Below are 22,377 nucleotides of genomic sequence, written 5' to 3'. Positions count from 1 at the left end.
TAGCATCCCCCCATGAACGAGCCCACCGCAGGCCCGGACACGGGTCCGGGGACGTCGTACTGGTACGAGGGCGACCACTCCGCGGTGCTGCTGCTCTCAGCCCTGCGTCGCTTCCGCACCGCCGACGGCGAGATGCGCCGCCGGATGAGCGCCGGCATGGACATGAACACGACGGATCTCGCGGCGCTGCGCATCGTCATCGCCCACGAGGCGGCCGCCGAGCCGGTGACTCCGCTGCAGCTCGCCCGCGAGCTCGGCATCTCGGGCGCATCGACCTCGAAGCTGCTGGACCGTCTCGCCGCCTCCGGGCATCTCGAGCGGGTCCAGCACCCGCGCGACGGCCGCTCGCGGATCGTCGTGGCCACGGACCATGCCCACGCACAGGTGCGCGAGCGCCTCGGCGACATGCACCGACGGATGCTGGAGATCGCCCAGGACGTCCCCGGCCCGGCCCGGGAGGCCGCGATCGACTTCCTGCTCGCCATGGCCGAGCACCTGGAGGCCGAGGGCGTCCCCGATTCGCTCCCGCCCCCGGAGCGCTGACGCACGGATCCCCGCAGCGCCCGGTGAACCGGTGCTGCGGGGATCCGTGTGCTCGTGCGGGGCGAGGGGAGGCGGTTCGGGTCAGAACTCGCCGGCCTCCACCAGTGCGGTGCGCTCCTCCTGGAGCTCCACGTCCCGCGGGTAGGTCCGGTAGAACAGCGTCCAGTACCCGGCGTTCAGCAGATAGGGCACGACCACGAACCACAGGAACATCATCTGGCTGCTGAAGGCCTCGGCGAGGAAGCCGAGCCCCAGAGCCATCAGGGCGGTGAGCCCGCCCTGGATGAAGGAGAACAGCAGGGCGAAGGCGGTGGCGTTGAGCTGACGGGGCACCACGTTGGAGACCATCGGCAGCACGCAGCCGGAGAAGCCGATCGAGAAGATCAGCCCCAGCAGGAACGTCAGGGGGTAGGCGAAGGCGATGCCCTCGTAGGGCAGCTGCGTCACGAGCGCGACGGTGGCGCCGAAGGCGACCAGGTAGATCTGCATCAGCATGACGCGGCCCTTCTCGCCGAACTTCGCCACGAAGAGGTCCGCCAGGCGCCCTCCGAGGTAGGCGCTGAAGACGGCGCCGATGCTGAAGCAGGACATCGCCAGGGTCGCTTCGAAGATGCTCAGGCCACGCTCGACCACGAGGAAGTTCGGGTAGAAGGCGAGCAGCACCAGACTCGTGACCAGCACGACCATTCCGGCCATGAGGGAGAACGTAGGGATTCTGAAGAGCTTGGCGGCATCGGAGAGCTTGAACCGGCCGGCCTCGGCGAGCATGTCCTCGCGGGCGGTGTTCTGCCGCGGGTCCTTCACCCACATCGCGATGAGCACGCCGGAGAGGATGGAGATCGCCCCCATGGTCCACATCGCGTAGCGCCAGGCGTCGGGGCTGGGGTCGTCGCCGCGGGCGAAGAGGCCGATCGCGGGGCCGAGCAGGATGCCCACGCCGCCGCCGATGGCGCGGATGGTGCCGTAGGCCTTGCCGCGCTGGGACTGCTTGAACAGGTCCGGCAGCAGGCCGTTGATGATCGGCTCGGAGGCCACGGTGCCCACGACGCTGATCGCGTAGAGGATCAGCAGCCAGGTGAAGCTGGGTGCGAAGCCGGAGGCCACTGTCCACAGGCCCCAGACCCCGGTGACCAGGATGAGGATCCTCTTGCGGCCGTACCGGTCCGCCATCATCGCCCAGAAGGGGCCGAAGATCATCCGGGCGAACTTGCTGATGGCGCTCAGCAGGCCCAGCATCCCTTCGCCGACGCCGAACGCGGCGCCGATCAGCGGGAAGAAGGTGTTGATCAGGCCGCCCTCGGAGTTGTCCACGGCCTGGGAGAACCCCATGGCGGTCATGGCCCTGCCGTTGCCCTTGGCGGACTGCGCGCCCAGGGAGCCGGGGCGGCGCCGGTCGCTCTCGACCACGTCCACGCCGGGATCGCTCGAGGCGGAGGCGGCGACGATCGTGCCGGTCTCGGTGGAGACGGAGCCGGGGAACCGGTCGGGCCGGCCGGAGCCCTGCCCGGAGGGGAGTTCGTCCATCGTGCGTCCTCTCGACATCTGCCCGCAGGCAGGGTGAACAGCGTTGTTCGTGCACCCCGCGGAGCGAGGCCGCGTCGGTGCGCCGCCGATGATCGGTGGCAGGTGCGGCGAGATGGGCCGCCGCGTTCGCTGAGTCCTGAGCGGCGACACATCCCGCGGAACCAGTTGCCGGAAGTTGCAGCCGGGGATTCCTTCGGCAGATGGAAGGCAGAGAGGGCCTCTTCGCGGTGGACCCGCAGTACCGCCAGGTCAGGAGGCTGCGAGGCGGAGCGACCGACAGTCTCGGTGCTCACCGTTCGCCGAGGCGGGTCACCGAATCGACGGCGCATTGGACGGCAACCTGCGGCAACGGCAGGGGTCGACGGTCGAGCGGGCAGCGGATGAGAAGATGACGGCACCCGACGAGAGGGCCTCGTCGCGAGGACTCCCCGGCGCCCGACCCGACCCTGTCGAGCACGCCGGGCCTCGCTGTGGAGAGGGCCGGGGGAACTGCCGATGTCCACCATCAGCTGGAGCGAGCACGGCGAGATGCACAGCGCGCGCTGGCACTCCGAGAACGGCGCCCCCGCACCGACGCGCATCGAGGTCGTGGACGACACCCTCACCGCCGACATCGCCCTGCGCCGGCGCCGGGCCGGATCGACCCTCCTGTGGCGCGGCGACTATCCCGGTGCCCGTCAGCTGCTCAGCGCCCTCGGTCGGAGGATCGACAAGCGCTCTGCCCCCCGGGAGGACGACATCGCCCGGCTGTTCCGGGCCCACCGGGCCCAGCGGGCGGAGCGGGCACGCCTCCTCGGCGGACTGGTGGTGCTCCTCGAGCCCGGCCACCGCCTCGAGCTGCGCCGGGCCCCAGAGGTGGCGGACGCGTGCCGCGAGGCCTACGGCTCATGGGAGGAGCCGACGCTGGTGTCCCTCTCCGAGCTCCTCGGTGTGCTCAGCGCGCACCAGTGGCAGCAGAAGGGCGTGCCGATCCCGGCCCTCGACGGGCGCATCCACGCGCGCTACGGAGTGTTCTCCCCGGTGCGCTCCGAGTACGTCGACCTCGTCGCCGAGGCCCCGCTGCCACCGACCGAGGGCCACCTGACGGTGTTCGACCTGGGAACCGGCACCGGTGTGCTCGCCGCGGTCCTCGCCCGTCGTGGCGCGACCCAGGTGACCGCCACGGACATCAACCCGCGAGCCGTCGCCTGCGCCCAGGACAACGTGCGACGGCTGGGCCTCGAGGACCGGGTCACCGTCGTGGAGACCGACCTCTTCCCGCCCGGCCGCGCAGATCTCGTGGTCTGCAACCCGCCCTGGCTCCCCGGCGCCGCGACCTCCGCGCTCGAGCTCGGGGTGTACGACGACTCCTCCGCCATGCTCCGCGGCTTCCTCGACGGCCTCGCAGACCATCTCCGTTCTGGGGGAGAGGGCTGGCTGGTCCTCTCCGACCTCGCCGAGCATCTGCGGCTGCGAGGGGCCGGGGAGCTCGAGGGCCTCATCGCGGCGGCCGGCCTCGAGGTGATCGGCCGGCTCTCGACCTCCGCGCGCCATCCCCGGGCCACAGATCCTCGGGACCTCCTCCACGCCGCGCGCTCGCAGGAGTCCACGGTGCTGTGGCGACTGCGCGCTGCGGTCTGCTGACCCGCCCGGAGGGCTCCGAAAGGCCTTTCCAGGCACGGAACGAACCCCTTTTCCGACCAGCGCAGACGTCCAGAAAAGGGGGTGTGGCCGAGGCCACTCCGGAAAAGGCCGTTCTGGCTTGACGGGGGTGCGCAGGGCCCGTAATGTTCTTCCTCGTGCCCCGGACAACGGGAACGAGGAACGGACATCGATCCGGACCGAGAATCCCGCACTGGCCAGGCATGTCAGATCTTCCGAGAGAGGATCGCGGCGCGGATCACACCGCACCGATTTGACTCGGAGAACTGGGCCGCGTAAGTTAGCGGAGTTGCCTCAGAGCGAAGGCCCGGAAGGGTACGGAGCATTGAGTGCGCGTGTTGCTTGATATCTCAATAGCGTGTCTGTTTATTGATGCCATTTAGTTTGAATGGCAATATTATACGGATGATACAGCAGTTTAATTTGCTGGTTGTTTGTTTATTTTGTCAGGATATTGTTTTTCATGTTTTTTCATGGAGAGTTTGATCCTGGCTCAGGACGAACGCTGGCGGCGTGCTTAACACATGCAAGTCGAACGATGACGGTGGTGCTTGCATCACCTGATTAGTGGCGAACGGGTGAGTAACACGTGAGTAACCTGCCCTTCACTTCGGGATAACCTCGGGAAATCGTGGCTAATACCGGATATGAGCTCCTTCCGCATGGCGGGGGTTGGAAAGATTTATCGGTGAAGGATGGACTCGCGGCCTATCAGTTTGTTGGTGAGGTAATGGCTCACCAAGGCGATGACGGGTAGCCGGCCTGAGAGGGCGACCGGCCACACTGGGACTGAGACACGGCCCAGACTCCTACGGGAGGCAGCAGTGGGGAATATTGCACAATGGGCGAAAGCCTGATGCAGCGACGCCGCGTGGGGGATGACGGCCTTCGGGTTGTAAACCCCTTTCAGTAGGGAAGAAGCGAAAGTGACGGTACCTGCAGAAGAAGCGCCGGCTAACTACGTGCCAGCAGCCGCGGTAATACGTAGGGCGCAAGCGTTGTCCGGAATTATTGGGCGTAAAGAGCTCGTAGGTGGCTTGTCGCGTCTGCCGTGAAAACCCGAGGCTCAACCTCGGGCGTGCGGTGGGTACGGGCAGGCTAGAGTGTGGTAGGGGAGACTGGAACTCCTGGTGTAGCGGTGAAATGCGCAGATATCAGGAAGAACACCGATGGCGAAGGCAGGTCTCTGGGCCATTACTGACACTGAGGAGCGAAAGCATGGGTAGCGAACAGGATTAGATACCCTGGTAGTCCATGCCGTAAACGTTGGGCACTAGATGTGGGGGACATTCCACGTTTTCCGCGTCGTAGCTAACGCATTAAGTGCCCCGCCTGGGGAGTACGGCCGCAAGGCTAAAACTCAAAGGAATTGACGGGGGCCCGCACAAGCGGCGGAGCATGCTGATTAATTCGATGCAACGCGAAGAACCTTACCAAGGCTTGACATGCACCGGACGACTCCAGAGATGGAGTTTTCTTCGGACTGGTGCACAGGTGGTGCATGGTTGTCGTCAGCTCGTGTCGTGAGATGTTGGGTTAAGTCCCGCAACGAGCGCAACCCTTGTTCTATGTTGCCAGCACGTCATGGTGGGGACTCATAGGAGACTGCCGGGGTCAACTCGGAGGAAGGTGGGGACGACGTCAAATCATCATGCCCCTTATGTCTTGGGCTTCAAGCATGCTACAATGGTCGGTACAATGGGTTGCGAAACTGTGAGGTGGAGCGAATCCCAAAAAGCCGGCCTCAGTTCGGATTGGGGTCTGCAACTCGACCCCATGAAGTCGGAGTCGCTAGTAATCGCAGATCAGCAACGCTGCGGTGAATACGTTCCCGGGCCTTGTACACACCGCCCGTCAAGTCACGAAAGTCGGTAACACCCGAAGCCAGTGGCCCATCCTCGTGAGGGAGCTGTCTAAGGTGGGATCGGTGATTGGGACTAAGTCGTAACAAGGTAGCCGTACCGGAAGGTGCGGCTGGATCACCTCCTTTCTAAGGAGCATCACCAATTATGGTGGCCATCTGCCTGCCCGAGTGTGGTGGGGGTGGTTGCTCAAGGGTGGAACATCAATGAATGGGCACTTCGCTTCTCGGCGTTGTTCGTCAGTACGGCTGTTCTTCGGAATGGTCTGGAACACGGATTGCTGGAGGGGTTTGAGGTGGAGACACGCTATTGGGTTGTGAGGCTGCACGCGGCTTCATGATCCTTGTCGGGCTTTTCGGAGTCTGGTGGGGGTTGTGGGGTGTGTGGCTGTTCCTCCCTGATGTCACTGCTGCGAATGCGGGGTGGTGTTGGTGTGGGGTTGTTTTTTGAGAACTGCATAGTGGACGCGAGCATCTTGTAAGCAATTTTTAAGCGCAAAGAGTCTTTGTGTTGCCGTAAGTTTTAAAGGGCGCACGGTGGATGCCTTGGCAAGAGGAGCCGACGAAGGACGTGGGAGTCTGCGTTAAGCCTCGGGGAGTTGACAACCAAACTGTGATCCGAGGATGTCCGAATGGGGAAACCCACCACGAGTCATGTCGTGGTACCCGCCGCTGAATGTATAGGCGGTGTGGAGGGAACGCGGGGAAGTGAAACATCTCAGTACCCGCAGGAAGAGAAAACAACAGTGATTCCGTGAGTAGTGGCGAGCGAAAGCGGAAGAGGCTAAACCTGGTCTGTGTGATACCCGGCAGGGGTTGCAGGTTGGGGGTTGTGGGACGTGTCTGATGGGTCTGCCGGCTCATCGACGTGTACGTGTAGTGGTAGTCGAAGTCGTGTTGAGTGCGACGGCGTAGAGGGTGTGACCCCCGTAGACGAAACCAATGCATGGCGTGACGCTGTTCCCGAGTAGCACCGGGCCCGTGAAATCCGGTGTGAATCTGCCAGGACCACCTGGTAAGCCTGAATACTACCTCTTGACCGATAGCGGACAAGTACCGTGAGGGAAAGGTGAAAAGCACCCCGGGAGGGGAGTGAAATAGTACCTGAAACCGTGCGCTTACAATCCGTCGGAGCCTTTAGGGGTGACGGCGTGCCTTTTGAAGAATGAGCCTGCGAGTTAGTGGTCGGTGGCGAGGTTAACCCGTGTGGGGTAGCCGTAGCGAAAGCGAGTCTGAACGGGGCGTTCAGTCGCCGGCTCTAGACCCGAAGCGAAGTGATCTATCCATGGGCAGTGTGAAGCGCGGGTAAGACCGCGTGGAGGCGCGAACCCACTTCAGTTGAAAATGGAGGGGATGACCTGTGGATAGGGGTGAAAGGCCAATCAAACTTCGTGATAGCTGGTTCTCCCCGAAATGCATTTAGGTGCAGCGTTGCGTGTTTCGTGCCGGAGGTAGAGCACTGGATAGGCGATGGGCCCCACCGGGTTACTGACCTTAGCCAAACTCCGAATGCCGGTACGTGAGAGCGCAGCAGTGAGACTGTGGGGATAAGCTTCATGGTCGAGAGGGAAACAGCCCAGAACATCAGCTAAGGCCCCTAAGCGTGTGCTAAGTGGAAAAGGATGTGGAGTTGCTGAGACAACCAGGAGGTTGGCTTAGAAGCAGCCACCCTTGAAAGAGTGCGTAATAGCTCACTGGTCAAGTGATTCTGCGCCGACAATTTAGCGGGGCTCAAGCACACCGCCGAAGCTGTGTCATTTCGGATTTTTCCGGGATGGGTAGGGGAGCGTCGTGCAGCCAGCGAAGCCGCGGGGAACCCAGTGGTGGAGGCTGCACGAGTGAGAATGCAGGCATGAGTAGCGAAAGACGGGTGAGAAACCCGTCCGCCGATTGATCAAGGGTTCCAGGGCCAGGTTTATCCGCCCTGGGTTAGTCGGGACCTAAGGCGAGGCCGACAGGCGTAGTCGATGGACATCGGGTTGATATTCCCGAACCGATCGTAGGAGGACCCATACCGAGGCAGTCGATGCTAACCACCCGAGCTGTTCCCATGCCCTTCGGGGTGTGGAGAGTGGTGAGGCTGGGAACCAAGGTTGTAGTAGGTCAGCGCGTGGGATGACGCAGAGAGGTAGCTTCCGCGGACTTAATGGAATAGTCCGTCTAAGCGTGCAGCCCGACCCCGGGTAATGCTGGGGTCATCAAGGGTCAGACGTGATGGGGATCCCGTATGGGCGTAGGTGAGTGATCCTGTACTGCCAAGAAAAGTTCCGGCGTGACGAATACGGTCGCCCGTACCCTAAACCGACTCAGGTGATCAGGTAGAGAATACCAAGGCGTTCGAGAGAATCGTGGTTAAGGAACTCGGCAAAATGCCCCCGTAACTTCGGGAGAAGGGGGGCCCAAGGAGTGAGAGCTCTGAGGGCCGCAGAGACCAGGGAGAAGCGACTGTTTACTAAAAACACAGGTCCGTGCGAAGTCGTAAGACGCTGTATACGGACTGACGCCTGCCCGGTGCTGGAAGGTTAAGAGGACCGGTTAGAGCTCTTCGGAGCTCGAAGCTGAGAATTTAAGCCCCAGTAAACGGCGGTGGTAACTATAACCATCCTAAGGTAGCGAAATTCCTTGTCGGGTAAGTTCCGACCTGCACGAATGGCGTAACGACTTCTCCACTGTCTCAACCGCGAACTCGGCGAAATTGCATTACGAGTAAAGATGCTCGTTACGCGCAGCAGGACGGAAAGACCCCGGGACCTTTACTATAGTTTGATATTGGTGTTCGGGACGGCTTGTGTAGGATAGGTGGGAGACTGGGAAGCATTCACGCCAGTGAGTGTGGAGTCATTGTTGAAATACCACTCTGGTCGTTCTGGATTCCTAACCTCGGTCCGTGATCCGGATCAGGGACAGTGTCTGATGGGTAGTTTAACTGGGGCGGTTGCCTCCTAAAGAGTAACGGAGGCGCTCAAAGGTTCCCTCAGCCTGGTTGGCAATCAGGTGTTGAGTGTAAGTGCACAAGGGAGCTTGACTGCGAGACAGACATGTCGGGCAGGTGCGAAAGCAGGAACTAGTGATCCGGCACCTCATTGTGGAATGGGTGTCGCTCAACGGATAAAAGGTACCCCGGGGATAACAGGCTGATCTTGCCCAAGAGCTCATATCGACGGCATGGTTTGGCACCTCGATGTCGGCTCGTCGCATCCTGGGGCTGGAGTTGGTCCCAAGGGTTGGGCTGTTCGCCCATTAAAGCGGTACGCGAGCTGGGTTTAGAACGTCGTGAGACAGTTCGGTCCCTATCCGCTGCGCGCGTTGGATATTTGAGAAGTCCTGTCCCTAGTACGAGAGGACCGGGATGGACTGACCTCTGGTGTGCCAGTTGTTCTGCCAAGGGCATGGCTGGTTGGCTACGTCGGGAAGGGATAACCGCTGAAAGCATCTAAGCGGGAAGCCTGCTTCGAGATGAGATATCCGTGCACCTTCGGGTGCGTGAGGCCCCCAGTAGATGACTGGGTTGATAGGCCAGATGTGGAAGCACAGCAATGTGTGGAGCTGACTGGTACTAATGGCCGATGACTTACAACAACATTTCTTTGTGTTGATTGTTTGCTGTGTGTGTTTGCGTCCACTGTGCGGTTCTCGGGAAACAACCCCTGACGTTCCAGGCCTGTGAGGGTGTGGGGTGTGAGGGATGGTTGTCTCATCGTGTTACGGCGGTCATAGCGTCGAGGAAACGCCCGGTTCCATTCCGAACCCGGAAGCTAAGCTCGATTGCGCCGATGGTACTGCACTCGGGAGGGTGTGGGAGAGTAGGTCGCCGCCGGACATCTTCACTGGGAGTGGAGGAGTGCTTGAACCCCTTGTCTGGGTGTTCGCCTCCTCCACTCCCTTTTTTGCGCCGGAAATCGCCCGTGGTCGACCACGCGGTCGAGATGGTGCAGGCCGAGAATGCCTGTGAGAGCGTGAAGGCGTGATCATGCGCCTCAAGAGCACTCTCCAGAGCCAGATCTCCGCCGCGCGTTCTCCGGAGACCATCACGGCGGCGCTGCAGATCCTGAAGAGCGTTCTCGCCGCGACCCTCGCGTGGTGGTTCTCCACCGCGATCCTCTCCTCGGCGCTGCCCTTCCTGGCTCCGTGGGTGGCGCTCCTGACCGTGCATGTCACGGTTCACCGCTCCCTCACGCTCGGCCTGCAGACCACGGTCGCGTCCGTGCTCGGCGTGGGCCTCTCGTTCGCCATCGGGTCGCTCCTGGGTGTGCATCTGTGGACGTTCGCCCTCGCTCTGCTCATCGGGCTCGTCGCCGCTCGGATCCCCTGGATCCGCGACGAGGGTGTGGCGGTCGCGACCACCGCCGTATTCGTGCTCGGCAGCGGTTTCGGCGAGCAGGCGCCTCTGCTCGTCGATCGGATTCTCGAGGTGGTGCTCGGGGTCGGCATCGGGGTCGTGGTGAATCTTGTGGTCGTTCCTCCGCTGAGAGACCGTCAGGCGGCCTGGTACGTGGACGCGATCAACAGGCGGATGGGCAGGGTCCTGACGGACATGTCGGAAGATCTCGCCGGCTCGTGGGACACCGATCGGGTGGAGGCATGGTTCGCGGAGACGGACCTGATGCGTGAGCAGCTCGAGGGCGCGCGCCAGACGGTCCGGATCGCTCGCGAGAGCGCGCGGGCCAACCCGCGTTCGCGATTCCGCGCCCTCGCAGACACCTCCGCGCCGGGTGGCCCGGCGGGCCCCGACCAGGAGGGTGACGCGGAGCGACCCTCCTACGAGAACATCCTCGGGCGCGTGGACGAGGGCATCTCCCATCTGCGCCACCTTCTGCGCACCTTGCATGAGGCGGGAGAGGACAGCAGCCGATGGGACGACGGGTTCAAGAAGCGCCTGCTTCCGATCCTGCGTGACGCCGGCCGCTCCATCGCGGATCCGGACGGGGAGGTCGAGCCGATCGCCGATCGCCTCGACGCGCTCGGCGACGACCTCTCGGCCCACGGGATCCTGGGCGGGAGCTCCTGGCCCCTCTACGGCTCCCTGCTGGTCAGCCTGCGCCATATCGCCGTCATCGTCGACGATGTGGCCTCCGCCCGTCATGCTCGCGAGGCAGGCCCGACGGAAGGCTCCTCGTCGCCACCGTGATCCTCGGAAAGACGCTCCAGGCGATTGCGACGGAGGAGCTGTCCGGACCCGGCGACCACCTCCGCGGTGGAGCACCCGCGGGCGCCGGGCACCAGCACACCGGAGGGATCCGCGGCACCGCCTCACGGACCGCCCGAGCGCCGTCCGAGCGCGCAGCCCGGTGCGCTCTGCGTGGGGGAGAGAGGGCGTCGAGGGGCTGATCGAGGCGCAGCGGCATCGGCGCGACGATTCCGGTGCGCTTGAGCCTGAAGCCTGAGCTCGACGTCGAAGAGCGCCAGCTTCTCGTCGAGCGGTGGGCGCGATGGTGAGGGCGGAGCGTCCGGTGGTCTCCAGGAAGTGCCTGATCAGCGCCGACCTGCCGGTGCCGGCTCGTCCGGTGAGGAACAGATGGTGGCCGGCGTGGAGAGGGTCCAGCGCGTCCTGGAGCTCATCGGTGAAGGTCAGCGGAGCGGGCAGGGTTCCATCGCCCGGGATGGGCGGGGCCGGGGCGGCCGACGATGCGCGCCGGCCGCCCCGGGAGCGGTCAGCCCTGGAGCCGCGCCACCAGGTCGATCTCCACCAGGATGTTCGCAAGCTGCGAGCCGACGGTGGTGCGCACCGGGAACGGCTCGGAGAAGAACTCGCGGTACGCCGCGTTGAACTCCTGGAAGTCGGCGAGGTCGGCGAGGTGCACGGTGGTCTTCAGCGCGTCGTCCAGGGTGGCGCCGCGCTCGGCGAGCACCGCCTGGATGTTCCGCAGCACCTGGCGGGTCTGCTCTCCGACGGACTCGGCGACCTCGCCGGTGGCCGGGTCCTGGGGGCCGAAGCCGGCGGTGAAGAGCAGATCGCCGCTCACGATCGCCTGGCTGTAGGGGCCCGCGGGCTGCGGGGCGTTCTCGGTGTGGAGGGCTTCCTTGGGGGTCATCGTTCTCCCGGGGGTGCGGTGCGGATCTGGGTCTGTGCAGGGGGCGTGTCCTGCGAGGCGGTCGGCGCGGCACGGAGACCGCGGCCGGGCCTGTCATGGGTGAGCCGGCCCGCTCGGAGCACCGGGCGGCCCGCGACGAGCACGTCGTCGATGCCCACGGCCAGGCCATGGGGCTCTTCGTACGTCGCAGTGTCGCATACGGCGTCCTCGTCGATCAGGGCGATGTCAGCGAGGTGGCCGGGGCGGATGTGCCCACGGGCGCCGAGACGGAAGCGGTCGACGGGGCCGGTCGACAGGTGCTGCACCGCCTCCGGCCATGAGAGGACGCCGTGCTCGCGCACGTAGGTCCCGAGATAGGCGGCGAAGGTTCCGCGCGCCCGCGGGTGAGGGTGGGCTCCGACGAAGATCCCGTCGGAGCCGCCGAGGTGCCGCGGCTGGGCGATGAGGCGGCCGAGGTCGGAGACCGGCCGCTGGTCCCGCACGGCCATCACGACGTTCACCTGCAGACGGGAGGCGGCGAGGAGGTCCAGCGCCGTCTCGACGGGGTCGGTTCCGCGCCGCCGCGCGATCTGGGCGAGGGTGAGCCCGTGCGCCCAGTCGAACTCCGCAGCGACGGTGTGGGCGAGGGTGATCAGCTCGGGCCACTGCGGTCCCAGGCTCGGGTGGTCGTCGACCCGGGGGAACCACTGCGTGCGCAGCCGCTCGCGCTCGGCCGGGTCGCGCAGCAGCGCCGCCGCCGCGTCGGGGTCCATCGCGTTCACGGCCGGTGGCAGCAGGGTCATGCCGAGGATGGAGCAGCCGCGCGTGTACGGGTAGGCGTCGAAGGTCGCGTCCACGCCCTGCTCCGCGAGCCAGGTGATGAGCCGATCGGCCTCGTCGGCGCGCGTGTGGAAGTGGGAGATGTGCACGGACGCCCCGGACTCGAGAGCGATCCGGGCGACCTCCTCGACCCCCTCCTGCGAGTTGTCCTCGTAGCCTCCGCGCATGTGGGTCACATACGGCAGGCCCGCCCCGGCCAGCGGAGCGCACAGGGCAGCGATCTCCTGGGCGGAGGCGTGGAGTCCGGGGGTGTAGTCGAGCCCCGTGGACAGGCCCACGGCGCCGTCGGCCACTCCCTGGGCGACGAGCTCGCGCATGCGGGCGATCTCCTCGGGACCCGCCGGACGCTCGGCGTTGCCCATCACGAGGTGGCGCACCGTGCCGGCGGGGACGAGATAGGCGACGTTCAGCGGCACGGTGCCGTCATAGGTGGCCAGCAGCTCGGAGACCCGGGCGCCGCGATAGGTGGGGTGGGGTCCGTTGATGGCCGCGAAGTACTCCGAGGCATAGGCGCCGTCGCCGGGCGCGTAGGAGACGCCGTCCTGACCGCCGATCACGCTCGTGATGCCCTGGCGCAGAAGCGCCAGCTGCACCTCCTGCTCGAACACGGCGCCCTCGGCGTGCGCGTGGGTGTCGACGAAGCCCGGGACGATCAGCCGCCCGTCGGCCTCGAGGAGGCGCGCTCCCTTCGCGCGCGAGGCGGTGATGCCACCGACGGCCGCGATCCGCCCGCCCTCGACGAGGACGTCGGCGGGGACGACCTCGCCGCCCTCGACGACGCGACCCCCGCGGAGCAGCCACGCCTCCCCGATCATGCGCGCTGCAGGGTGTCGGCGACGTCGCGGTCCGCGCCGGCGAGGGCCGGGTCGGGCTGCGGGCCGTGGGAGGGCGGCTCGAGGAGATCGACGAGACTCGCCGCCGCCGCGTCCGCATGCGTGCCGGTCACGGCGGAGACCACCCACCAGGGGGCGGAGCCGCGCGGCAGACGGAGGGTCACCAGCCCTGCCGCCTGGGGCTTCTCCGCCACGTGCTCGGGGACCAGGGCGATGCCCAGGCCCCGATGGATCAGGTCGAGCAGGGTGTGGATGTCGTCCACGGTGCATCGCACCCGTCGGGCGATCCCGTGCTCCGCGCACGCGGTGTCGTTGAGCGACCGCACGCCCCAGGACTCGCGGAAGTCGATGAACTCCTCGTCGTGCAGCGCGGCCCATTCGACGCTCGCCCCTGCCGCGAGGGGATGCTCGGGCGGGACCAGCAGCACCACCGGGCGACGGCCGAGCTCCGTGCTGTGCACCGTCGCGAGGTGCTCGGTGGTCGCGACGAAGGCGATGTCGAGCTCCCCGGCGCGGATCTGCGAGACGAGGTCGTGCGAACCCGCCTGGGTGAAGTGGATGTCGACCAGCGGGAACCGGCGATGGAACCGTTCGAGCAGGGGAGGGACGTCCACGGCGCCCAGGCACTGCTCCGCGCCGACGTGCAGGCGACCCGAGAGCGAATGGGTCGCGCGCACCACGGCATCGCGGCCCGCGGCCGCCTGCGCGAGGGTGGCCCGGGCGAAGGGGAGCAGGGCGAGCCCGGCATCGGTGGTGTCCACCCGACGGGTGGTGCGCGAGAACAGCGCCGTGCCGAGCTCGTCCTCGAGGCTGCGGATCGCTGCGGAGAGCCCCGACTGCGAGACGTGGCAGACCGCCGCGGCGCGGGTGAACTGCTGCTCCTCCGCGAGAGCGACCACGTACTCCATCTGTCGCAGATCCATTGATCGACGCTCCTTCTCAATCGCAGAACACGTAGTTGTTTTACTTCTAGTATGGCGGTGCCTACCGTGATCGCACCACCACATCGACCGGAAGGCACTCCAGTGCAGCAACGTACTCTCGGGCAGCGGACAGTGAGCGCCCTCGGGCTCGGCGGCATGCCGATGTCCATCGAGGGCCGGCCCGAGGCGGCCCGCTCGATCTCGACGATCCACGCCGCCCTCGACGCCGGCGTCACCCTCATCGACACCGCCGACGCCTACCACCGCGACGCCGGCGAGGTGGGCCACAACGAGGAGCTCATCGCCGAGGCCCTGCGCACCGCCCCCGGGGCGAGCGGCGAGGTGCTCGTGGCGACCAAGGGCGGGCACCTGCGCCCCGGTGACGGCTCCTGGACCCAGGACGGCCGCCCGGAGCACCTCAAGGAGGTCGCGAAGGCCTCCGCGCGCCGGCTCGGCGTCGAGGCGATTGGCCTCTACCAGTTCCACCGACCCGACCCCGGCGTGCCCTACGCGGAGTCCGTCGGCGCCCTGAGCGAGCTGCTCGACGAGGGCGTCATCGTCATGGCCGGGATCTCCAACGCGAGCGTCGCGCAGATCGACGAGGCCCAGGAGGTGCTCGGCGGTCGCCTGGTCTCGGTGCAGAACCAGTTCTCGCCGGCCCACCGCTCGAGCCTCGAGGAGCTCCGGCACTGCGCCGACCTCGGCATCGCCTTCCTCCCGTGGTCACCGCTGGGCGGCATCAGCCGTGCGGGCGCGGTGGGGGAGGACCACTCCGCGTTCCAGAGCGTCGCCGACGCCCACGGCGTGAGCCCCCAGCAGATCGCCCTCGCCTGGGAGCTGTCCCTGGCGCCGGTGGTCATCCCGATCCCGGGCGCCTCGCGTCCGGCGAGCATCACCGACTCCGTGCGGGCCGCCGAGCTCGAGCTGACCTCGGAGGAGATCGCGCTGCTCTCCGCCGCGAGCTGACCCGCACGCCCCGACCCCACCCCACCCCTCGAAAGGACATCCCCCTACCGTGAAGACCTTCACCCTGCCCGGATCCCAGCTCCTCGTGCCCAACGTGGTGCTCGGACTCATGCGCATCGCCGAGAAGACCGACGACGAGGTGCGCGAGCTCGTCCGCACGGCCCGCGACGCCGGCATCGACTTCTTCGACCACGCCGACGTCTACGGCGGGGACCTGCACGGCTGCGAGCGTCGCTTCGCCGAGGCGATGCAGCTGACGCCCTCGCAGCGCGACGAGATCACGATCCAGACCAAGGCCGGGATCGTGCCGGAGGGGCCGTACTTCGACTTCTCCTACGAGCACCTCATCGAGTCCGTCGAGGGCTCGCTGAAGGCCCTGCAGACCGACCACATCGACATCCTGCTGCTGCACCGCCCGGACGCTCTGGTCGAGCCCGAGGAGGTGGCCCGCGCCTTCGACGAGCTCGAGTCCTCGGGCAAGGTGCGCAGCTTCGGCGTCTCGAACCACACCCCGCACCAGATCGATCTGCTGCGCAAGCACGTGACGCAGCCGATCGTCGCCAACCAGCTGCAGCTGTCCATCACCCACGAGCCGATCATCGCCCAGGGCGTCGCCGCGAACATGCTCGACGAGCAGCAGTCCGTCACCCGTGACGGCGGCGGGATCCTCGACTACTGCCGTCTGCACGACATCACCGTCCAGGCGTGGTCCCCGTTCCAGGCCGGCTTCTTCAACGGCGTGTTCCTCGGCTCGCCCGACTACCCGGAGCTGAACGCCGTCATCGACCGGCTCGCCGCCCAGTACGACGTGCCGCCGATCGCGATCGCCACCGCCTGGATCACCCGTCACCCCGCGCAGATGCAGGTCGTGCTCGGCACCACGAGCCCCGAGCGCGTCGCGGGAGCGGCCCAGGGCTCCGAGGTCCCGCTCACCCGCGCCGAGTGGTACGAGCTCTTCCGCGCCGCCGGACACCGCGTGCCCTGACCGGTGACGCGCCGGGGCGGTCCTGCCGCCCCGGCGCCCCGGCAGGCCCCTCACCCCCGACAGGAGAACCACCCATGTCCCAGCCCTCCGCCACCACCCACCGCACCCTCGGCCGCAGCGGCGCGGCGGTCTCGACCCTCGCCCTCGGCACCATGACCTTCGGGGCCGAGGCCGACGAGGCCACCTCGCACGCCCTGATGGACGCCTACGTCGCCGCGGGAGGGAACCTCCTGGACACCGCCGACGTCTACAGCGCGGGCACGAGCGAGGAGATCATCGGCCGCTGGCTGGCATCCCGGCCCGCCGAGGCGGCCCAGGTGGTCCTGGCCACCAAGGGACGGTTCCCGATGGGGACCGGGCCGAACGACCTCGGCACCTCTCGGCGCCACCTCCGCACGGCCCTGGACGACTCCCTGCGCCGTCTCGGTGTCGAGCACATCGACCTCTACCAGATGCATGCCTGGGACGCGCTGACCCCGGTGGAGGAGACCCTGCGCTTCCTCGACGACGCCGTCTCGGCCGGCAAGATCGGCTACTACGGCTTCTCGAACTACACCGGCTGGCAGCTCACCAAGGCCGTGCACGTCGCCCGGCAGCACGGGTGGGAGCTGCCCGTGACGCTGCAGCCGCAGTACAACCTGCTCGTGCGCGGGATCGAGCACGAGATCGTCCCGGCCGCGCTCGACGCCGGCATCGGCCTGCTGCCCTGGTCGCCGCTCGGCGGCGGCTGGCTGAGCGGCAAGTACCGCCGTGACCAGCGGCCCAGCGGCGCGACGCGGCTGGGGGAGAACCCCGAGCGGGGGATGGAGGCCTGGGAGGCGCGCAACGCGGAGGAGCGCACCTGGCGGGTCATCGACACCGTCGCGGAGGTCGCCGACGAGCTCGGCGCCTCCTCCTCGCAGGTGGCGCTCGCCTGGCTGGCGGCCCAGCCCGCCGTCACCTCGGTGATCCTCGGGGTCCGGACGCTCGAGCAGCTGGAGGACAACATGGGGGCGGCCTCCCTCGCCCTCAGCGCGGAGCAGCTGGACCGGCTCACGAGCGCGAGCGCCCCGGTGATCGAGGACTACCCCTACGGTGCGGCCGGCACGCAGCAGCGGCACCGCAGGATCGACGGAGGGCGCTGAGCCCCCGTCGTCCGCGCGCTCGGACCCCGTGCCCCGGCCCCGCACGGGCCGGTGCACGGGGTCCGTCGCTCAGAAGAAGGTCTCGACCGCCTCGTGCACGGTGCCGGTGGCTGCATCGGCCACCGGGATGAGCCGCCACTTGTCGAAGGCCGTGCAGGGGTGCGAGAGACCGAGCGTGACGACCTCGCCGATCGCGAGCTCCCCCGTGTGGCGGAGGAAGGCGTGCTGGTCGTTCAGCGCCGTGATCTCCCCGTCCAGCTCCCGCTCCGGGCCGCCGAGCTCGCCCGCGACGGCGAGCGGAACGGGCAGTCCCTCGTCGTAGGGGACGTCACGCTTGCCGGCGTCGAGCAGCGCGAGGCCGGGCTCGGGCATCGAGACCACACGGGCGTAGGCGCGCATGCCGGGCAGCAGCGCCTCGGACTCGGCGATGTCGCGCGTGGTGTCCAGCGGGGAGATGCCCCGGTAGAACCCGGAGTCGTGGACGATGTACGCGCCGGAGCGCAGGATGCGGCGCATGCCCCGGAGCGGGGCGAAGGCGTCGGCCACCAGGTCGAAGTAGGCGCTGCCCCCTGCGGTCACCCAGGTCTCGCCCTCGACCAGCGCGTCCAGCTGCTGCGCGAGCGCGGCGAGGCGCTCGCAGTAGGCGGAGACCGCGGCGAGGGCCGCGGGGGAGCGGTCGTGCGCGATCGCCCCCTCGTAGCCGGAGGCGCCGCGCAGGACGAGCACCTCCGAGGCGGTGACCCGCTCGGCGATCTCCAGGGCGGTCGACTCCTCGCGGGCGCCGGTGCGGGCTCCGTCGGCCCCCAGCTCCACGAGCACGCCGAGCCGCGAACCGGCCGGCAGCTCCCGCTCGAGCAGATCGATCGTGGCGAGGCTGTCGGCCCAGCAGACGAGCTCCTGCTCGGGGTGCTCGGCCAGGTGCTCGGCGAGGCGTCGCAGCAGTGCCGGGTCGGTGCAGGCGTTGGCGAGCTGCACGGTGGGGACGCCCGCGCGCAGCGCGAGATCGGCCTGCCAGCCGGTGGCCACGGTGATCCCGGTGCACCCCGCCTCGAGCTGACGGCGCCACAGGACCGGCGCCATCGTGGTCTTCCCGTGCGGCATCAGCTCCAGCCCGCGCTCGCCGGTCCACCGCGCCATGACCTCGAGGTTGTGCGTCATCGCCGCCGCATCGAGCACCAGGAGCGGGGTGGAGAAGGTGCTGAGCGGCGCGTCCAGCTCGGAGATCGGGCGGCCGACGAGGGCCGCGGGGAAGGACTTGTCCTCCAACCCGACGGTGCGCTCGGCGGCGGAGGGGGCATGCTCGGGCATCGATGACCTCGTTGGGTGGGGGAGCGTGGACTGCGAGTCTCCGGGGCGCGGCGGCGAAGTTCAAGTTCGAGCGGCCGAGGTGCCCCGGTGCCGTCGGGCCGCAGCACCTGTTGCCGCCGGGGTCCGCCCGTGCCAGCCTGATCCCATGTGCCGGAACATCAGACCGCTCCACAACTTCGAGCCCGAGGCCACCTCGCAGGAGGTGCACGACGCCGCCCTGCAGTACGTGCGCAAGGTCAGCGGGATGACGAAGCCCTCGCAGGCCAACGCCGAGGTGTTCGAGCGGGCCGTCGCCGAGATCGCCCACGCCACCGAGCATCTGCTGGCGGACCTCGTCACCTCCGCTCCGGCGAAGGACCGCGAGGTGGAGCGGGAGAAGGCCCGAATCCGCTCGGCGAAGCGCTTCGGTCAGAGCGCCGCGTCGTAGGAGGTCTCGCCGCCGCCCGACGGCCGGAGGCGGCTCAGCAGGGAGCGGGCACCTCGGCCGCGGCCGCCTGCTCGAGCGAACGCGCCGCGCGGGCCTGCTGGCGGCGGTGCACGGCGAAGGACCAGCCGGCGATCCCGAGGCCCAGCACCGCGAGGATCACGCCGGTCCAGGCCGGGGCGAGCAGGCCCCAGCCGGCGGCGAGCACGGCCGCGCCGAGGGCGGCGCCGAGCGAGTTGCCGATGTTCAGCGCCGAGTGGTGCAGGGCCGCGGCGAGCGAGGGGGCGTCGGGGGAGGCGTCCAGCAGGAACAGCTGCAGCGAGGGCCCCATGAGCTGGGAGGTGATCGCGATCGCGAGCAGCAGGAGCATCCCGGCGATCGCGCTGTGGGCGACCAGGCCGAACACGGCGAGGCTCACCGCCATGCCCACGAGTCCCGCGAAGATGGTGCCGTAGACGCTGCGGTCCGCGAGCCGCCCGGCGAGGATGTTCCCCAGGGTCATGCCCAGGCCGAACACGAACAGCGCCACCGGCACGCCGCGCTCGCCGAGGCCCATGACGCCCGGCACGATCTCGCCGATGTAGCTGTAGACGGCGAACATGCCGCCGAAGCCGATGGCGCCGATGCCGAGCGCGAACCACACCTGGGCGCGGCGCAGGGCGCGCAGCTCCCCGCGGATCGATCCGGCGGAGCCGGTGCCCTCGGGCTCGGGGACCAGGCGCCAGATCGCGAGGGTGGTCGCCGCGGCGATCACCACCACGATGACGTAGGCCGAGCGCCAGCCGACGCTCTGGCCGAGCGCGGTCGAGGCGGGGACGCCCACCATGGTCGCGATCGTCAGCCCCAGCATCACCAGCGAGACCGACCGTGCGCGGCGGCCGGGAGGGGAGAGGCGGGAGGCGACCAGCGAGGCGACGCCGAAGAAGGCGCCGTGGGGGAGCCCGGCGATGAAGCGGGCGATGGCGAGGGTGGCGAAGTCCGGCGCGATCGCGGAGAGCAGGTTCCCGAGCCCGATCAGGCCGATCAGCAGCACCAGCAGCCGGGCACGGGGCATCCTCACGGCGGCGATCGTCACCAGCGGCGCCCCGATCACCACGCCGAGCGCGTACAGGGTGATGAGCATGCCGGCCTGCGGGACGGACACCTCGAGGTCGCGGGCGATCTGCGGCAGCAGCCCCATGCTCGCGAACTCGGTGGTGCCGATCGCGAAAGCGCCCAGCGACATCGCCAGGATCACCAGCCGCAGACGGCCGGGCGACAGCGGGGCGGCCGTGGGCATCGTCGGCGTCGGGGTCGTCGTCATGCAGGGCCTCCAGCGCACAGGGGAACGGGGATCGCTGCCGACGCTGGAAGCGGAGAGTGCTCATCCAGCCTAATGAGCCCCCTTGTCCAGGCCAAGGGGCCGCGGAGGGGCGTGTGGGCAAGCGAACGTCGGGCGCCGGCACCACCACCGGCGGATGCCCGCAGCCCGGACGGCCGTGGCGAGCACCGGCGGTCCGAGTACTGTGCACGTGTGCCGGTCGCAGCAGCCCGGCCGCTGCGGGCAGAACGCACCGCGCGCTCTTCCACGACACGTTGGGACCTCCACATGGAACACATCACCGTCGCCGGCAGCCCCGAGCCCGTCCCCACCTCGCCCGTCGCCGAGAAGCTCCTCCGCGAGCGCCTCGAGACCGCACGGGAGAAGCGGGGTGCCGAGGCCGCCGACCGCCTCGAGACCCTCGTCGGCGAGCGGATCGCCACCCTCCTCGGGGGCGGGATGCCCAGCATCGACCTGGCGACCATGCGCTCCATCGTCGACTTCGTGGAGACCCCTGCCGAGGAGGAGGAGGCCTCCGGCCTCGGTCGCGCCCTGCAGGGCGTCAAGGAGAAGCTCGCCCAGCGCGGCGGGATGCGCTGAATCCAGCTCTAGGGACCAGGACTGGCCCGAGCATCCTTCCTCTGCGCCCTGGAAGGGGCTTGACTCTGATGCTGGCCTGCGGAAGTGTGTTCTCCGGCGGAGCAGACATCCCATGTATCCCGGGGTGCTCCCGCTGACTCGACCACCGAGAAAGCGAGACGACGATGTCCGACTCCACGCCCTGGGACGCCCTCCCGCAGCGCCTGCCCGACTGGTTCCGCGATGCCCCGCTGGGGATCTTCATCCACTGGGGCGCGTACTCGGTGCCCGCGTGGGCCGAGCCCACCGCCGAGCTCGGCGCGGTCGCCGACGACCTGGGCTGGTTCGCGCACAACCCCTACGCCGAGTGGTACTTCAACACGATCCGCCTCGAGGGATCTCCCGCCGCGGAGCACCATCGCGAGGTGCACGGCGACGCCCCGTACGACGACTTCCTGGACCAGTGGGACACCTCCGCGTTCGACCCGGCCGCCTGGGCGGATCTCTTCCGCCGCGCCGGCGCGGACTACGTCATCCCCACCACCAAGCACCACGACGGCATCACGCTGTGGGACGCCCCCGGCACCGGTGACCGCAACACCGTGCGCCGTGGCCCGCACCGCGACCTGGTGGGCGAGATCGCGCAGGCCACCACCGAGGCCGGGATGCGCTTCGGCGTCTACTACTCCGGCGGTCTGGACTGGCACGTGCGGCCGACGGACCCGCTGGAGACCGGGCAGGACGTGCACGACCTGAAGCGCCCCCGCGACGACGAGTACGGGAAGTACTGCGCCGCCCACGTGCGCGACCTCATCGACGGCTACGGTCCGGACGTGTTCTGGAACGACATCGGCTGGCCGGACGAGAACTTCCACTTCGAGGAGGGCGGCCTCGGCGAGCTGCTGCAGCACTTCTACGACCAGCGCCCCGAAGGCCTGATCAACGACCGCTTCTCCGGCGTGCATCAGGACTACGCGACCACGGAGTACCAGGCCGGGGAGATCCCCGAGGGCACGCCGTGGGAGAACTGCCGAGGCATCGGGCTCTCCTTCGGCTACAACCAGGTCGAGGACGCCTCGCAGTACATGAGCGGCGCGCAGGCCGTCCGCCACGTGGTCGACGCCGTCGCCCAGGGCGGGCGCGTCCTCCTGAACGTCGGGCCCCGGGCCGACGGGTCGCTGCACGAGCTGCAGATCGCGGCGCTCGAGTCGCTCGGCGAGTTCATGGCCGAGCACAAGGCGCATCTGGCCGGCTCCCGCGGCCTCGGCGAGCTCGAGATCCCCGGTGCGGACTGGGCTCGCGCGGTCGAGAAGGACGGGAGCTGCCATGTGTTCCTCAGCGGTCCGGAGGGCGCGCTGGCGGTGGAGGCCTCGGCGCTGCCGCAGGGGTTCGACTGGCCCGAGGGCGGGGTCGAGGTGGCGCTCGGCGGCGAGGATGTCGCACCGATCGGGATCACTGCCGCCGCGCACTGACCGGCGGGCCCGTAGGCGGAGCGGGCCCGTGCCCGGACCTCGC

At 68.0% G+C, this 22,377-nt stretch carries 15 protein-coding genes and 3 rRNA genes; 12 read left to right on the top strand and 6 right to left on the bottom strand.

Features of this window, described 5'->3' with window-relative positions:
- The first annotated feature begins 12 nt into the window (after positions 1–12).
- Positions 13–543, top strand: coding sequence for a MarR family winged helix-turn-helix transcriptional regulator (locus CFK41_RS14890; RefSeq protein WP_096800381.1), 531 nt, complete (start codon positions 13–15; stop codon positions 541–543).
- Positions 544–624: 81 nt separating this feature from the next.
- On the opposite strand, the gene CFK41_RS14885 is transcribed toward CFK41_RS14890, so the two are convergent.
- The gene (locus CFK41_RS14885; protein WP_169928836.1) at positions 625–2,067 is read right to left on the bottom strand and encodes an MFS transporter; all 1,443 of its coding nucleotides are present in this window, start codon (positions 2,065–2,067) and stop codon (positions 625–627) included.
- Positions 2,068–2,562: 495 nt separating this feature from the next.
- On the opposite strand from CFK41_RS14885, the gene CFK41_RS14880 reads away from it, so the two are divergent.
- From CFK41_RS14880 to CFK41_RS14860, 5 genes are all read left to right on the top strand, one after another.
- The gene (locus tag CFK41_RS14880) at positions 2,563–3,690 is read left to right on the top strand and encodes a methyltransferase (RefSeq protein WP_096800379.1); all 1,128 of its coding nucleotides are present in this window, start codon (positions 2,563–2,565) and stop codon (positions 3,688–3,690) included.
- A gap of 488 nt (positions 3,691–4,178) precedes the next feature.
- Positions 4,179–5,698: ribosomal RNA gene (locus tag CFK41_RS14875) — 16S ribosomal RNA — on the top strand.
- Positions 5,699–6,083: 385 nt separating this feature from the next.
- Positions 6,084–9,148, top strand: a 23S ribosomal RNA gene (locus tag CFK41_RS14870).
- Between the two features lie 124 nt (positions 9,149–9,272).
- Positions 9,273–9,389: ribosomal RNA gene (rrf, locus tag CFK41_RS14865) — 5S ribosomal RNA — on the top strand.
- Together the 16S, 23S and 5S rRNA genes form the textbook arrangement of a ribosomal RNA operon.
- Before the next feature lie 150 nt (positions 9,390–9,539).
- Positions 9,540–10,697, top strand: coding sequence for an FUSC family protein (locus CFK41_RS14860; RefSeq protein ID WP_096801114.1), 1,158 nt, complete (start codon positions 9,540–9,542; stop codon positions 10,695–10,697).
- A gap of 523 nt (positions 10,698–11,220) precedes the next feature.
- Here the strand turns inward: CFK41_RS14860 and CFK41_RS14855 are convergent.
- The 3 genes from CFK41_RS14855 to CFK41_RS14845 are packed head-to-tail and all read right to left on the bottom strand — an operon-like array spanning position 11,221 to position 14,176.
- Positions 11,221–11,601 (bottom strand): RidA family protein, encoded by a 381-nt coding sequence (locus CFK41_RS14855; protein WP_096800378.1) that lies wholly within the window; start codon positions 11,599–11,601, stop codon positions 11,221–11,223.
- Positions 11,598–13,235, bottom strand: coding sequence for an N-acyl-D-amino-acid deacylase family protein (locus tag CFK41_RS14850; RefSeq protein ID WP_096800377.1), 1,638 nt, complete (start codon positions 13,233–13,235; stop codon positions 11,598–11,600). Before CFK41_RS14850 ends, CFK41_RS14855 begins: the two co-directional genes overlap by 4 nt.
- Positions 13,232–14,176: a LysR family transcriptional regulator gene (locus CFK41_RS14845; protein ID WP_096800376.1), complete on the bottom strand. Its 945-nt coding sequence runs from the start codon at positions 14,174–14,176 to the stop codon at positions 13,232–13,234. Before CFK41_RS14845 ends, CFK41_RS14850 begins: the two co-directional genes overlap by 4 nt.
- 102 nt (positions 14,177–14,278) lie before the next feature.
- Here CFK41_RS14845 and CFK41_RS14840 point away from each other — a divergent pair, with 102 nt between their 5' ends.
- From CFK41_RS14840 to CFK41_RS14830, 3 genes are all read left to right on the top strand, one after another.
- Positions 14,279–15,142 carry an aldo/keto reductase gene (locus CFK41_RS14840; protein WP_096800375.1) on the top strand — a complete coding sequence of 288 codons (864 nt, stop codon included), beginning with the start codon at positions 14,279–14,281 and terminating at the stop codon, positions 15,140–15,142.
- 49 nt (positions 15,143–15,191) lie between these two features.
- Positions 15,192–16,127: an aldo/keto reductase gene (locus tag CFK41_RS14835; RefSeq protein ID WP_096800374.1), complete on the top strand. Its 936-nt coding sequence runs from the start codon at positions 15,192–15,194 to the stop codon at positions 16,125–16,127.
- Between the two features lie 74 nt (positions 16,128–16,201).
- On the top strand, positions 16,202–17,251 hold the full coding sequence (locus CFK41_RS14830) for an aldo/keto reductase (RefSeq protein ID WP_096800373.1): 1,050 nt from the start codon (positions 16,202–16,204) through the stop codon (positions 17,249–17,251).
- A 69-nt stretch (positions 17,252–17,320) separates the two neighbouring features.
- Here CFK41_RS14830 and CFK41_RS14825 read toward each other — a convergent pair whose 3' ends face one another.
- A complete protein-coding gene (locus CFK41_RS14825) occupies positions 17,321–18,559 on the bottom strand; it encodes a type III PLP-dependent enzyme domain-containing protein (protein WP_096800372.1) in 1,239 nt (412 codons plus the stop codon).
- A 145-nt stretch (positions 18,560–18,704) separates the two neighbouring features.
- On the opposite strand from CFK41_RS14825, the gene CFK41_RS14820 reads away from it, so the two are divergent.
- Complete coding sequence (locus tag CFK41_RS14820; RefSeq protein ID WP_096800371.1) at positions 18,705–18,986, top strand: DUF2277 domain-containing protein; 282 nt, start codon at positions 18,705–18,707, stop codon at positions 18,984–18,986.
- Between the two features lie 34 nt (positions 18,987–19,020).
- On the opposite strand, the gene CFK41_RS14815 is transcribed toward CFK41_RS14820, so the two are convergent.
- A complete protein-coding gene (locus CFK41_RS14815; RefSeq protein WP_096800370.1) occupies positions 19,021–20,286 on the bottom strand; it encodes an MFS transporter in 1,266 nt (421 codons plus the stop codon).
- A gap of 285 nt (positions 20,287–20,571) precedes the next feature.
- Between CFK41_RS14815 and CFK41_RS14810 the strand changes: the two genes are divergently transcribed.
- Together CFK41_RS14810 and CFK41_RS14805 are read left to right on the top strand one after the other, a co-directional pair.
- Positions 20,572–20,883, top strand: a complete 312-nt coding sequence (locus CFK41_RS14810) for a hypothetical protein (protein ID WP_096800369.1) — start codon at positions 20,572–20,574, stop codon at positions 20,881–20,883.
- 164 nt (positions 20,884–21,047) lie between these two features.
- Entirely contained in the window at positions 21,048–22,334 is a 1,287-nt protein-coding gene (locus tag CFK41_RS14805) for an alpha-L-fucosidase (protein WP_096800368.1), read from the top strand.
- The last annotated feature ends 43 nt before the right edge of the window (positions 22,335–22,377 follow it).

Origin of the sequence: Brachybacterium ginsengisoli, from assembly GCF_002407065.1 — a bacterium.
GTDB lineage: Bacteria > Actinomycetota > Actinomycetes > Actinomycetales > Dermabacteraceae > Brachybacterium > Brachybacterium ginsengisoli.
This window is presented reverse-complemented; position numbering and strand designations above follow the sequence as displayed.

Coding starts and splice junctions, on each gene's coding strand:
- CFK41_RS14890 (WP_096800381.1), top strand. CDS start 13: ATGAACGAGCCCACCGCAGGCCCGGACACGGGTCCGGGGACGTCGTAC.
- CFK41_RS14885 (WP_169928836.1), bottom strand. CDS start 2,067: ATGGACGAACTCCCCTCCGGGCAGGGCTCCGGCCGGCCCGACCGGTTC.
- CFK41_RS14880 (WP_096800379.1), top strand. CDS start 2,563: ATGTCCACCATCAGCTGGAGCGAGCACGGCGAGATGCACAGCGCGCGC.
- CFK41_RS14860 (WP_096801114.1), top strand. CDS start 9,540: ATGCGCCTCAAGAGCACTCTCCAGAGCCAGATCTCCGCCGCGCGTTCT.
- CFK41_RS14855 (WP_096800378.1), bottom strand. CDS start 11,601: ATGACCCCCAAGGAAGCCCTCCACACCGAGAACGCCCCGCAGCCCGCG.
- CFK41_RS14850 (WP_096800377.1), bottom strand. CDS start 13,235: ATGATCGGGGAGGCGTGGCTGCTCCGCGGGGGTCGCGTCGTCGAGGGC.
- CFK41_RS14845 (WP_096800376.1), bottom strand. CDS start 14,176: ATGGATCTGCGACAGATGGAGTACGTGGTCGCTCTCGCGGAGGAGCAG.
- CFK41_RS14830 (WP_096800373.1), top strand. CDS start 16,202: ATGTCCCAGCCCTCCGCCACCACCCACCGCACCCTCGGCCGCAGCGGC.
- CFK41_RS14825 (WP_096800372.1), bottom strand. CDS start 18,559: ATGCCCGAGCATGCCCCCTCCGCCGCCGAGCGCACCGTCGGGTTGGAG.
- CFK41_RS14820 (WP_096800371.1), top strand. CDS start 18,705: ATGTGCCGGAACATCAGACCGCTCCACAACTTCGAGCCCGAGGCCACC.
- CFK41_RS14815 (WP_096800370.1), bottom strand. CDS start 20,286: ATGACGACGACCCCGACGCCGACGATGCCCACGGCCGCCCCGCTGTCG.
- CFK41_RS14810 (WP_096800369.1), top strand. CDS start 20,572: ATGGAACACATCACCGTCGCCGGCAGCCCCGAGCCCGTCCCCACCTCG.
- CFK41_RS14805 (WP_096800368.1), top strand. CDS start 21,048: ATGTCCGACTCCACGCCCTGGGACGCCCTCCCGCAGCGCCTGCCCGAC.